The organism is Candidatus Krumholzibacteriota bacterium, from assembly GCA_016932415.1.
Classification (GTDB): Bacteria; Krumholzibacteriota; Krumholzibacteriia; order Krumholzibacteriales; family Krumholzibacteriaceae; genus Krumholzibacterium.
In genome coordinates, this window is sequence record JAFGCX010000009.1 from 107,394 (window position 1) to 120,218 (window position 12,825).

The window sequence follows — 12,825 nt, forward strand, 5'->3', positions numbered from 1 at the left end:
CACAAGTCGACTTTGAAATTGATTAGGAGAGAGATCCAAGATGAAGATTAAAAAGAAAGATGTAGATGGAGTGACCATTCTGGAACTTTCCGGGGAAATGTATGGCGGACCTGATAATATGAAACTTATCGACGTGATCAGCGAGCTTATCGAAGAGAAGAAGCTTGATCTGGTGATAAACCTTTCGAAAGTCAAATGGATATCGAGTACCGGACTTGGAATCCTCGTCTCTGCTCGATCCAGGTACGCAAAAGAGGGCGGAGTAGTAAAATTGTGCCAGCCTAACGACAGGGTCCTCGGCATCCTTCAGGTGACAAGGCTTAACCTTATATTTGACGTTTATGAATCAGAAAAGGAAGCGATAGAAGCGATCGGTAAGTAATAAGCAATTATCCGCTTTTCCCATGGATCGGTATATAGACTGTTACCTGGATATTGAAAAATAAGAATAAATCAATAATGCCCGATCCGTTCGGGCGTTATGCTTTCAGCTAATCACAGTCCTGCGCCGGTGCCGCGGCGATCCCGTATCGTTCATTCTCGATAAACGGCATGGAAAAAACGTTACTCTGATACTCATTCAGCCATGAACCATCTGTCCCGATCTGTACGAGCCTGTCGTTACGCTTGTCGAGAAGATACAGGCTTGTGCCTGCCACCGCAATATCTCCCCATCTTCCGGCATCAGCGCTGTTGCCTCCGAAATATGTATAGAAATCGAAAAAGTCCATATCTACTGTCCCTGACCTTGCATCTATTTCAGCAATTCCACGATTCGAGTCGTCATCATCCAAAGTGATATAGAAGATTCCTTGCCCGGGAGAACATATGCCTCTGGGCGTCCGCGGCCCCGTATTTAGAATCACAGGGACATTCATCGAACCGAAATCACTTCGTCCATCCCAGGTAACAGATCTGAGAGTGTAGGTCGGCGGGGTACCGGTTATAAAGTATAGATCCCTTGACTCCGGGTCAGAAGCAAGACATTCAGGATTTATATTGCTATAGGCAAATTCGGCAGTAAGGTTCGATAGCGGACAGAATATCCCGTTAAGTCCAGTCGGCCCGGCCAGAGAAAGGATTCCCCCGAAGCTCGGTTCGATCTCGTAGCTCGATGGTGAATCAAAAGTAAGGAATGTGCTGAGTTGTCGCAGCACCGGGTCCACCTTGAAGATCTTGGCCGTCGAAATCAGAAATAGTTCTCCCCTGGGTGAGAAGGCGAGATCAATTATGATCTCAGAAGTTTCAAGTAATTTTTCGGTCTCCCCGGTCAGAGGGTCGAATTCGATAAGTACCGAACCGGATCCCGTTATATATGACGAACTGGTCGTCGTAATGAATATGTTACCTTCAGTCCAGCCACATTCAGGAGCAGGATCTTCCTCGGGACATTCCAAAGCAACGGCAGTAGCATTGAACTGATCGATATCTTCCTCGATCGACGCACTTATTTGATACTGCCCGGCGGTAGGTCCCAGGGTCACTACAGAAGACGCGATACCGTCGATACCTGATAAAGCAGTTTCCTGGGAAATAAAGACTCCGGGATTACTGGATGTGAAACTGACTTCTATACCGGACCTGGGGTTGCCCGAGAGATCGGTAATTCGGACGACAAGCGGGTCAGGAAGTGTTGCGTTAATCCTTTCAACCTGATTGTCTCCGGAATAAATCAACAAGCGGCTATTTTTATTCTGGTCCTCCCCGGAAATCTGATCGCCGTCGCACGAAAAATAAAGTAGTGATAACAGTGTGAGAGCCGATATCAGTATGAATCGGATCGTTATCGCGCGTATTTTCATGATAACTTCCTTCCTGCTGATGAGAAGGGTTCGGATTCTTATTAGCATATTACACTGTCTACTCTATGTGATAGTCATCGATCAGTCAATCTATGAAAAAGGAACAGAAGTCGTTCAAAGCAGGCGTCAAGAGGCTTGTTTGACAGAAATACTTTTTGATGTTATAATATAGATGAAAATAACCCGGGCAGCCTTGCCAGATCAGGAAGGAAGAGATGTACAGAGTTCCAACTGACTTGGAGGGGCAGTATGACCGGTTTCTGAAAGGCAGGGGGGACATAGCCAGCTCCCTTGTTTTGCGTTTAAGGGAGAAAGGCTTTGCCGGAAGCGTTTCTGGAGCCTGGACTGCTCTTCTCCTTTCCAGAATATATACAGTTAAAGGCAGGCTTTCACTTGCAAGTTCATACCTGAAGCTGTCGCGTGATCTGTTTCGCGCGCGCGATCATAGAATAATTCCTCTTGGGCTATGGATCAATAAAGCAATACTCCTGAGAATGCAGGGCGAGTACCTTAACGCCGCGCATCTTTTGCGGCGGATCCATGTTCTTTCAATAAAAAACGGAACCTCCTTAATAGCTGCCAAGGCTGCTCTTAATCTGTCCGTGACTCTGGCGAGGTTATCCGATCTTAAAACCGCGGAGAGATATCTTGAGTACGCTTCCCTGAATTATTCCGTCCTCGAAGATGCCAGGGGAGTCGTCCGAGTGGAGATCGCGAGGGCTTTCATCGAGTCCATGACACAAAGACGCCGATTCGCTATCGACAGGCTTGAGGATCAGTTATCGATAAGAAGCAATGACGCTTTGATCAGAGAAAAGATTTGCGGCCAGCTTCTTATGACCGAGATCCTTCTAGAGGATGGGGAATACGAGAAAGCCGAAGTAGTTCTTCAAGAGATAAAAGGCAGTTTCGAGATTCTAGATTGTCTCATACCGATGAAAATAAGATGGTTCAACCTGAAAGCAATACTGGAGGCTTCAACAGGCAGGATTGAATCAAGCCGAAGGTTCAGGAATGAGGGGAGGGTTAAAAGTGATGTTACCGGAATAGTTGACCCGCTGGCAGATTCGAAAAACATCATAGCCCATGGAAGATCAATGAATAGTAACATCTCATGGTACGGGAATCGACCACTCGTGGAAGGAGTAAGTAATTCGGTTAAAGAAGGATATGAAGTTGCTGGTTTGAACATTGGGCCGGATCGACCAATCGATCCTGGAACGAGGATTGAATTCATTTCAAAAAACATAAGGATCGATTCGATACTTAATAATATTCGGCGTTATTCGCCATTACACGTTCCAATACTCCTTGAAGGGGAATCTGGTACGGGTAAGGAGATAGTCGCAAGATTGATCCACCACTGGAGTGGGCGGGGTAAATACCCTTTCATTCCCGTAAACAGTGCCGCCATTCCGGAAGATCTTTTTGAAGCAGAGTTGTTCGGACATTCCAGGGGAGCATTCACTGGAGCAGTGCGCGAAAGGAAAGGGATCATCGCGGTGGCCGATAAGGGAACCGTATTTCTTGATGAAATAGGTGAACTTGCTCCGCGCGTTCAGTCGAAGCTTTTAAGGTTGCTGGAGAATGGTGAATACATGTGCATCGGCGATCCAAAGGTCAGGTTCAATCATGCCAGAGTGATAGCGGCCACGAACAAAGATCTGGCGCGTTTGACAGATAATGGAGAGATGCGTAATGATTTTTATTATCGCATGTCAGCCAGTTCCTTTAAGCTGCCCGCACTCAGAGAGAGGGGTGATGATATATTCCTACTGTCTGAATACTTTCTTAATAAATATTCGGACCAACTCAAAATAGGACCTTTTGAATTGAGTGATCCACTGAAAGAACTGCTCCGAAATTATTCCTGGCCGGGGAATGTCAGGGAACTGAAGAATGAACTACTATCAGCATCCATAAGGCGGGAAAAGGGAAAAATCAGGATCTCCGACCTGTCCTCAAGATTGATCCGCAGTATCAGCGAAGAACGGACTCGATTTGCGGTACGTCCCGAGGCTGGAATGACGGAAGAAGGTAGTAAGAGCATTTTTATGCCCGCGGAAAAGGTAACCGGCATCCTCGATCTGCGCATTCAGGAGATAGAAAAAAAAGAAATATTCGACGCGCTTGATTTTGCCGGAGGTAATAAATCGAAAGCGGCAAAAATCCTTGGGCTGAAGAGAACGACTTTTCTCTACCGGTTAAAGCGCCATGGCTTCGATCTTCAATGAGCGCTTTTATAACAAGAGAGAGTTTAAATCCACTTTGGTATGATCAGGCCGACCCAGGTCACAATTTGTAACCGAATTTTCTCAGTATCTCATACCTCCATTTTTTCCCCTGATCATCCTCGATTCCGGATGGTCTGTTTCCATCGATCACGCCAACGATACCTCGCCCGCGACTGTTTTCGGCGATTATAATATCAGACGGATTGGCTGTCGCGCAGAATATACCACATACTTCCGGTACGCGTTTGATTTCGTTGAGAAGGTTGATCGGAAACGCGTCGCGCATAAAAATTATAAAGGCGTGCCCCGCTCCTATGTTTGAAGCGTTCTTTTTAGCCAATTCGATCATTTCATCGTCATTTCCCGAAAAACGGATCAGGCAATCGCCGGAAGCTTCACAAAAAGCCAACCCGAATTTTATTCCAGGCACTGACGAAATAGCCGCTTCATGGATATCCTCAACGGTTTTAATAAAATGAGATTGACCCAAAATGAAATTTATATCAGGTGGTTTGTCGATTGTGACGGCTGAAAATTCCATTTATCCCTCCTATTGGCGAATAGTATCAATTTCTTCTTATACCATGGAATTTTATCCTGTTATGCAGATGCTGGCGTGTTACGTCAAGAATCTTCGCTGCGTGAGTGACTTTTCCTCCGGTGTCCCTTAATACGTCTATGATGATTTGTTTTTCCACAGCTGAGAGTTTTTGTTTCAATGAGCCCTGTTTGTTCTTATTGTCTGAATATTCAGGGAGATCGGAAAACTGGGGGAAAAATTCTTTAGACAGTATTTTTGAATCACCGCATAATGCAAGCGCGCGTTCGATTGTATTTTCGAGTTCACGGACATTTCCCGGCCATTTGTTAGAGATAAGAAGGTTCATTGTTTCAGGGACGATCTGAATATTATGTTTATCCATTTTTGAAGAATACTTTTTCAAAAAATGTTCAGTTAAAGGAAGAATATCATCCTGCCTGTCTCTGAGAGGAGGTATATGAACAGGGACGACATTCAGTCTGTAGAAGAGGTCCTGCCGGAAAAGCCCTTTGTTTATATCGTCGGCCAGATCCCTGTTAGTGGCAGCAATGACCCTGACATCTACTTTCCGGGTCTCATTCTCTCCGATCCTCCTGATTTCTCCCTCCTGTAGGGTTCGAAGTAATTTTACCTGAAGTTGAACAGGCATGTCTCCGATCTCATCAAGAAAAATGCTGCCACCGTGGGCCGTTTCGAAAAGGCCTGGTTTGTCGCTTGTCGCTCCGGTGAAGGATCCCTTCTTATGTCCGAACAACTCGCTTTCGAGAAGCTCTGCAGGCATTGCGCCGCAGTTAATCGTCACCATCTGTTTTTCTTTTCGAGGCCCGTTGAAATGAATCGCTTTGGCTATAAGTTCTTTTCCTGTACCTGTTTCTCCATTTATAAGTACTGTCGTTTCAAGTGGCCCGATCTTGCTGATCATTCTGAAGATATCCTGCATCGATTTACTTTTACCTATGATTCCTGAAAACTCGTATTTTTCCGATAACTCATATCTCAGTATGCGATTTTCGTTGGCGAGGTTTTCTTTTGAGAGGATCAATTCACCATGAAGCCTTGCGTTTTCAATTGCTATAGCGGCCTGGGACGCAAAAGCCATGATGATCGGGATATCATCTTCAGACAACTCATTCGTGAGTCTTATCGAATCGGTATATATGACTCCTATTACCCGGTCCTCGAGTTTAAGAGGCACGCAGACAGCTGTATTAAGTCTCAAGTCTATTACACTTTTCTGGTCCTTGAACTGCTCATTTTCAGTGACATTGGAAATATACAGAGGTTCTCCCTTTTCATAGACATCGCTTATTATGCTGTGGCTTACCTCAAAATCTTTTTGTTTCAACGAGTGCTCTTTCATGTCCCTCGCTATTCGAAACTGCAGGGTATCGTCTCTGTCAGAAAGCATGAGAAAGCCCCGGTCGGCATCAGCGAGCTTGATGACTGAATCTATGATATCAGCGAGCAGATCATTCAGGTTAAGAGTCGAATTGAGGTTCTTTGTGATATCGGACAACATTTCGAGTTTGGATAGCCGACGAATGGTTTTTTCGAGTTCAGTCGCCAGAGATGCGTTGTTTTTTGTCGTATCTGATCGTTCAAGATCTCCCAGATCCCCATCGACTTCTGCAAAGAAATCTTCCGAGCTTTCAGGTCCATCCTTTTTCATTTCTCTTGAGCCTCTTTCCTGTTGGCATCAGGAGTCGAACCGATACTGTTAATAATGCTACAGTCGATTCCTGACGCAGGTCAAACTAAAATTAACCAGATGGCATTTCCTAATTTTTTTCGCTCCCACAGGCATGATACTTGATACGGACATTGCCTGAAGGAGGTCAATCCATCATGTATTATCGTGGCGACCCGGACGATCTGTTTGTTTTCTCTCTATTGGCAGAAAAATGCTGAAAACAGATCCTATTCCCTGATTGCTTTCGACTTCGATCTTTCCTCCGCAGTTAGAGACTATTTTTTCTATTATATAGAGTCCAACTCCTGTATGTATGTTGTCATAAGTGCCGATATTTTTCGTCGTATAACTTTGATCAAATATTTTTCGTCTTATTTCGGTCCTGATTCCATATCCGTTATCCATCACTTCAAGGAGTACGTATTCTCCTACAAGATCGGTTCTGACGGAGATCTCCCCATCCCTTCCCTCAATGAGTGCCTCGATAGCATTCATCAGCAGGTGGTAGATTATCTGGAAAAGTTCGCTTTCAGTCATGGAGAGCTCAGGGATATGGTTATTCAGGCGTGATCTGATCGATAGTTTTATATCCCCACTGTACGATTTTCTAACCCGGTCGATCCAGTATCGGACCGATTTATTAAGATCTGAGGTGTTGAATCCAGGAGCACTGGTCCATCGATTTTTCTGGATATTGTCCAGCAGCTGGTGAAGAATCTTTGTATGGTAGAACAATTGTTCTAGGAAACCGGCCAGGCAGGAAAGAGATTCTTTCGGTGGAGGATCTTCGGATCTTCGTTGATTTTCAGTTATGGCATATATTCTCTTTAGCTCGTTTTTGAGCCTGTCAGACTCTTTCCTGATCTGATTGACAGACTGGGACATACTATATGCCATGCACTTGGAACGTTCATCAGTTCCTGATCTGGCGTTCAAAGATAATATCCTCTCCTGCTTCCGTGCTATTATATCTTCAAGATTTTCAATATATCGTAGCAGGTCTTCATCATTCATGTTCCGGCTTTTTCTTGCAGGAAAATTCCCCGCGCTGTAAGGATTCCCCAACTGATGCCTAGAATTTATTGTAATTTTCACCTGACAATCCTGAATCTGGGCAGGGATGAAACAGTACTTTGCCAGGCAAATTACCCGGGTTTTCGATATTACCTCGTCGTCTGCGTAAAGCAGTATGAATATAAAAGTTATATCACTGGCATCCTTTCTCAACGCAACTGATGTGCCATTTTCACCAAATTCTAAATTAAGCTGTAACATTAAGTAAATAAAGGTGATAGAGTGACGATCTCTTTGCATGGCTATTGTCATTCCTTGATGATTCGATGCTAATCGTAAATTATAATTTACAACCTGTTTTGATGTTTGTTGATAACTCATTGTTGTAAAGATGATTATAAAACGGTAAACAAAAACTTGCAACTGTAAAATATATATTCCAGTATTTGGTGTTGATGTGGCGGTAGCTTGAATATATCTATTTATTCTTTTTTTGGAATATTGATCCAGGTCCAAATGAGAACCGTATTGAGCAAATTATGTCGATCCAGGATCAGCAGCGGAATCGCTTTGTTGATAAAATTATGTTTGTCAGCGTAACATATAGTGAAAACATAAAATACAAGAAGTATGCTTGACAAGATAATTTAAATCTGATAGAATCGACAAAAGCGATCTGTTAACGCGACTGACTAGCTAGGGTAAAAGAACAAGGTACACTTTCTCATTGTGTGTTATCGACAATGAGAGCCGAGGTGTGTATGAAACACTTTTTCAGGAAGTGTGAAAACTTACTCTTTCTGGTTCTGGCCGCCGTTATCATTCTGTTCGCTCTTTCTCCGGCTGCCGAAGCCACATCCACGAAATATGACAGCAGCTTTTTATCTGATAATATGCTTAATGCAGATCCAGGGGAAGATCCGCACCTGAAAATAGATCCCGGTCTTCCGGAATACTATTTGATAGATTATCAGAGCCAGAGTTCGGCTGTTCAATCGAGTGGAACCCGACAGGAAATGCTCCGGGGGCATGACAGTAAAAGTCTATCTGTCAATCGGCATTCCCGCGTCAATCCTAAATTAAGGATTTTGCTGCAGGTATTTTTGCGGACACTGCGACACTAGTTATACGGGAACCGGAGAAATGCTCAAACAAAGACTCGCTATACAGAGACTTATAGTCGAAACAGCACAATTTCAGCATCGAGGCGAATATCGTCAGGCTTACCAGACAGCACGAGAGGCCGTATCTCTTGCAAATGAATCTTTCGCAAAAGATGAAGTATATCTCCGTGCCTTGATTTCTGCCGCCAAAAGTGCCTATTACCTGTCGCTTTTTGATGATTCCACGGACTATCTCGATATTATCACCACTGTTACAAATAACTTGATTGGCGATACCGAAGCGGAAAATGGCCCTCATGGCAAGGAGACTGGTTCCTTTTGTGGAAAGGAAAATATCGCGGACTTCGATCTGTTACTGATCGAAGCTACATTGGTCAGGTCGAATGTTATGCGGCGCCTTGGTGATTACAGTGAAGCGATTTCCCTTCTTAGCGGGGTCGATATAGATGCCTGCAGGCAATCGGCGCCATGGCTGGTGATCGAATTTCTATTGATAACCGGAGCATGCAGATATTATCTCGGACAGAATGAATCGGCTCGAGAAGCTCTTGAGTCCGCCCTTGGACTTACGACTTTCAGTGAAGACCCGCGAGCAAAATCAAAGATCCTTATAATGCTCGGACTTGTAGCACAATCGATGGGGTTTATCTCCAAAGCAGAAGATTATTTTTCAAGGGGCAGGGAAATATGCAGCGCGAAGGGTGATTTCTACGGCGAGGCAGCCGCGTTGCTAAATATCTCACTGACTTATTATCACAGGGGGTGGTTTGCCAGGGCTGAAAAATCGGTAAAGAGGGCAAAATCTCTCTTTGTAAAGGCTGAATGGGATCTGGGAGTCTGCCGGGCGATGCTGGTGCAGGGAAACATTCGGATGAAGCAGGGAGAGTATGATCCCGCTCGCAAGTTGTATTCAGATGCGTTCAAGATAGCCGACAGACTGGGTTTTCAAAGAGAACAGGCCCTTTCAAGGGGTCTTGTTGGTCTGGTATATCTTGAAAGAAGAGATTTTGTAAAAGCGGTAAAAGTTTTTACTGAAAGCCTTCATCAGGCCGACAGAATAGCCCCGGGAGGCGATATCTCCATCGAGATGCGAAGGAGGCTTGGAGAGGTGTTTGCAATGGAGAGAAAGCACAAAGAAGCGTCTGATTATCTGGAGGTGGCGCTATCCCTTGTAAAAAATACGGGGGATCTTCTGGAGGAAGGACTCATCAAGAGAGCGTTGGCTATCAACAAATCGATACAAGGGAATTCTGATCTGGCATGTGGATATTTCAACGACGCGATAGAATGTTTAAGAAACAGTGGTTCAACGTATGAATTAGCAAGGACGCATTTAATCTACGCAAGACTATTGACTGGTGAATTACTCTCCCCTGGTGAAATCTATCTTATCAATCCGGGTAAGAACCAACGTCAGGGAGGTTACCAGGAAAATCCTGGAATCGAACCTGATAATATAGACAAGGCGTTAAGCCTCCTGATGGAGGCTGGTCATCTTTTTTCAACAACCGATGCCGATCATTTAAGATTTATCACTGACAGATTGATCGAAAAACTAATTGTAACAAAAAAAAGAAATGGATTGATACCGAGGCATTCCAGTAACACTGATGAGATCATTACAATCAGTCATTCAAATGAATATATGATAGCTGAAAATCTTGCGGCAGTATCAGAGCAGATGTTCGAAATCTGGAGAAAGATACGGTTTGCTGCCACATTTTCCAGGCCTGTTTTAATAACAGGTGAAACAGGTACGGGAAAGGAACTGGTTGCTAAACTAATACATGATTCAAGCCCAAGGGCGGACAAACCGTTTATGGCCGTGAATTGCGCGGCAATCCCGGATCATCTTTTTGAGAGCGAATTTTTTGGCCACAGAAAAGGGTGTTTTACAGGGGCTCTTACAGATCGGCGTGGTATATTTGAAGAAGCTGACGGAGGAAGTATTTTTCTTGATGAAATAGGGGAATTGTCTACTTTGGAGCAAGTCAAGTTACTTCGAGTGCTACAGGAAAGAAAGGTGAAAAGAGTAGGGGAAAATAGCGAACGCTTTATAGATGTAAGAATAATATCAGCAACAAACAGGTTTCTGGAAGAGATGATAGCAGAATCGACTTTTCGAGATGATTTCTATTATAGGATCAACGCTGAGACGATCCATATTGAGCCTCTTAGAAAAAGACCAGAAGACATAATACCGTTGCTTACCTGGCGTTTATCGTCAAACGGGAACAGTGAGCAATTCAATCCTGAAATACACATAGAGTCATCAGCACTAAGACTTTTACAGCAATATCACTGGCCAGGAAATGTGAGGGAACTGATTTCAGTTATCGATCGAATAGCCCATCTGAATGCTGGAGGGGTCATTCAATCGAATATGCTTCCCGAAAGGATCCGAAACGGAGGAGGACCAGTCAGCCAAGTCAATAGGGAATGCGATATTACAATTTGTGACAGGGATATGAGTATAAAATTGAACAAAGTCCTCAATATCTGCAGGGGCAACAAATCAGCGGCAGCAAAATGGCTCGGTATTTCCAGGGGAACATTCTACAAGCAACTCAGACAGGCAGGACTTGGTCACTTTATCAGGTGATCACCATAGACTTCGTTCTACACTTTTCTTCAGCCAATCTAAAAAAGAATTGAACCAATCAGGCCTCGCTGTTCACATTGTTTATTGTGTGAACAAGTGTATCAGCACCAGTAACATTTTAATAAATAACAAGTTGCGCTCATTTATTCCGAATAGGTGTTTAAGATTATTACAATAAGTAAAAACAATATTCATCTGTATCGATAAGCAAGCAACACGACCGTTCGTTTATGCTATTTCATAACTCCAATAATATTAATGTGATAGGACTATATCATAAGTATAAAAATTTGGAATGTATTGAGCGCGTTTTATGGCATATATCGTGATATTAGTTTAAGCAGTCAGTCGTTTAACAGTTTTAGCTTTCTGAAAACCGAAAATCACCATCGGTTATTCAGATTAGAACCATCCAATAACTACGGTGCCGCTCCGAGCCCCCCCATCGCGCAACCAATACCGTAGCCAAGGATGGTTCTTTTTATATCAATAACAAACCGAAAATAATCTTCAGATAATATAGATCCCAGCAGGAATTCATATAACACACCTGATTGATTAAACTACTGTTTATCTGTCCATAAGTATGTCCAGGCGGATATTATTTTAAATATCTAATAATCAACAAGTCACTAGAATGTGTACATTATTGTATGATTGATTGAACAGTACGCCATTAATATTCCACCAGGATATAGTATTTCATTATGATTCAATATTTATTAATAAAACCTGTAACACGTCTAATAATATAGTATTAGGTGTATTGTCAGTTCGAATAATCCAACCATACCGATGATACTTTCAATCAGTAGATTTCTGGAATTTATCTTGAATAAAAATACTGGCGAACAGAGCAAAAGGAGGTGATGTGTATGAGTGAATATTGAATAGTCTGAGTTGATGGGGGCGAAGGTTACAATACTTAATCGAATGAATGGAGAATGAAATGAACATCGCCAGGAAAACAACATATGCTCTTCTGATCGCTTTAACTCTTGTCTTCATCTCTTGCTCAGAAGATCGAGAAAGTGGGAATTTTATATCACCTGGGGGAAACGAAGAAAACCTATATGAAGTAACGATCGATAATCCGGACGTAGAAGAAAGGCTGGTGAAAATAGAATCAGCAGAAAGCTATCCGCTTTTCAGTTATGTCGTCATCGAAAAAGGGTACAGGATAAACTTTGATCATGCCGCTCATTTTAAGGCATACGATATTGCTACGGGTGATATTATTTTCTCTACAATGATTCCATGCACGATTCCGGGCGATAATAGCAGAATAGCAATGATCTACTATATTGCCGGGGAAGAGGGTTACATGGTGACTTCAGCTGAATATTTCGCGAATGAAGACTTTGCCATTGCCCATCCACTTGAAAATGCTGCGATACAGCATCTCAATACTAATTGGTCAGGAGGCAAGGAGGATGCGAAAAATCTGACTATACAGTTGGAAAACACATCAACGTACTGGAAATGTGTGGCCAAACGATTTTCTGCTGGTTGTCTCGGGTGCATGGTGAAATGCGCGTTTTCTGGACCTGGCTGGGGCGCCTGCACTCTTTCCTGCTGTGGAGGTGTGGCTATAGTATCAATGATCAGCTGTGCGTTTACAGTGTTCGGATGGTGATTGCCATGACTACGAACAGCAATACTATGCTTATTCTGTATCTTGCCGGAATCATGATAATTTATACAGGAATAGACTTGGGAGCAAAAGGAGTGGATCCTTTTAGTGCCGGTGCAATTCTTGTCCCTCTGTATGGAATCGTGGTCGGATTATTTGCTCTGCTCTCAATCGATGGACGTAAG

Annotated in this window: 8 protein-coding genes; 4 read left to right on the forward strand and 4 right to left on the reverse strand. The window is 43.4% G+C overall.

Translation table 11 applies throughout. The features are described 5' to 3' along the window. Positions 1-40: 40 nt before the first annotated feature. Positions 41-382 carry an STAS domain-containing protein gene (locus JW814_02815; GenBank protein MBN2070364.1) on the forward strand — a complete coding sequence of 114 codons (342 nt, stop codon included), beginning with the start codon at positions 41-43 and terminating at the stop codon, positions 380-382. 109 nt (positions 383-491) lie between these two features. On the opposite strand, the gene JW814_02820 is transcribed toward JW814_02815, so the two are convergent. Beyond that, on the reverse strand, positions 492-1,802 hold the full coding sequence (locus JW814_02820; protein MBN2070365.1) for an Ig-like domain-containing protein: 1,311 nt from the start codon (positions 1,800-1,802) through the stop codon (positions 492-494). 215 nt (positions 1,803-2,017) lie between these two features. On the opposite strand from JW814_02820, the gene JW814_02825 reads away from it, so the two are divergent. Further along, positions 2,018-4,036: a sigma 54-interacting transcriptional regulator gene (locus JW814_02825; GenBank protein ID MBN2070366.1), complete on the forward strand. Its 2,019-nt coding sequence runs from the start codon at positions 2,018-2,020 to the stop codon at positions 4,034-4,036. A 58-nt stretch (positions 4,037-4,094) separates the two neighbouring features. On the opposite strand, the gene JW814_02830 is transcribed toward JW814_02825, so the two are convergent. The 3 genes from JW814_02830 to JW814_02840 all read right to left on the reverse strand — a co-directional run bounded on the left by JW814_02830 (position 4,095) and on the right by JW814_02840 (position 7,581). After that, positions 4,095-4,577: an adenosine-specific kinase gene (locus JW814_02830; protein ID MBN2070367.1), complete on the reverse strand. Its 483-nt coding sequence runs from the start codon at positions 4,575-4,577 to the stop codon at positions 4,095-4,097. Between the two features lie 25 nt (positions 4,578-4,602). Then, entirely contained in the window at positions 4,603-6,246 is a 1,644-nt protein-coding gene (locus JW814_02835; protein ID MBN2070368.1) for a sigma 54-interacting transcriptional regulator, read from the reverse strand. A 174-nt stretch (positions 6,247-6,420) separates the two neighbouring features. Then, positions 6,421-7,581, reverse strand: a complete 1,161-nt coding sequence (locus JW814_02840) for a sensor histidine kinase (protein ID MBN2070369.1) — start codon at positions 7,579-7,581, stop codon at positions 6,421-6,423. Between the two features lie 1,314 nt (positions 7,582-8,895). Here JW814_02840 and JW814_02845 point away from each other — a divergent pair. Together JW814_02845 and JW814_02850 are read left to right on the forward strand one after the other, a co-directional pair. Beyond that, positions 8,896-11,007 carry a sigma 54-interacting transcriptional regulator gene (locus tag JW814_02845; GenBank protein ID MBN2070370.1) on the forward strand — a complete coding sequence of 704 codons (2,112 nt, stop codon included), beginning with the start codon at positions 8,896-8,898 and terminating at the stop codon, positions 11,005-11,007. A 949-nt stretch (positions 11,008-11,956) separates the two neighbouring features. Next, a complete protein-coding gene (locus JW814_02850) occupies positions 11,957-12,643 on the forward strand; it encodes a hypothetical protein (GenBank protein MBN2070371.1) in 687 nt (228 codons plus the stop codon). Positions 12,644-12,825 lie beyond the last annotated feature (182 nt).

Coding starts and splice junctions, on each gene's coding strand:
- JW814_02825 (MBN2070366.1), top strand. CDS start 2,018: ATGTACAGAGTTCCAACTGACTTGGAGGGGCAGTATGACCGGTTTCTG.
- JW814_02835 (MBN2070368.1), bottom strand. CDS start 6,246: ATGAAAAAGGATGGACCTGAAAGCTCGGAAGATTTCTTTGCAGAAGTC.
- JW814_02850 (MBN2070371.1), top strand. CDS start 11,957: ATGAACATCGCCAGGAAAACAACATATGCTCTTCTGATCGCTTTAACT.
- JW814_02820 (MBN2070365.1), bottom strand. CDS start 1,802: ATGAAAATACGCGCGATAACGATCCGATTCATACTGATATCGGCTCTC.
- JW814_02840 (MBN2070369.1), bottom strand. CDS start 7,581: ATGCAAAGAGATCGTCACTCTATCACCTTTATTTACTTAATGTTACAG.
- JW814_02830 (MBN2070367.1), bottom strand. CDS start 4,577: ATGGAATTTTCAGCCGTCACAATCGACAAACCACCTGATATAAATTTC.
- JW814_02815 (MBN2070364.1), top strand. CDS start 41: ATGAAGATTAAAAAGAAAGATGTAGATGGAGTGACCATTCTGGAACTT.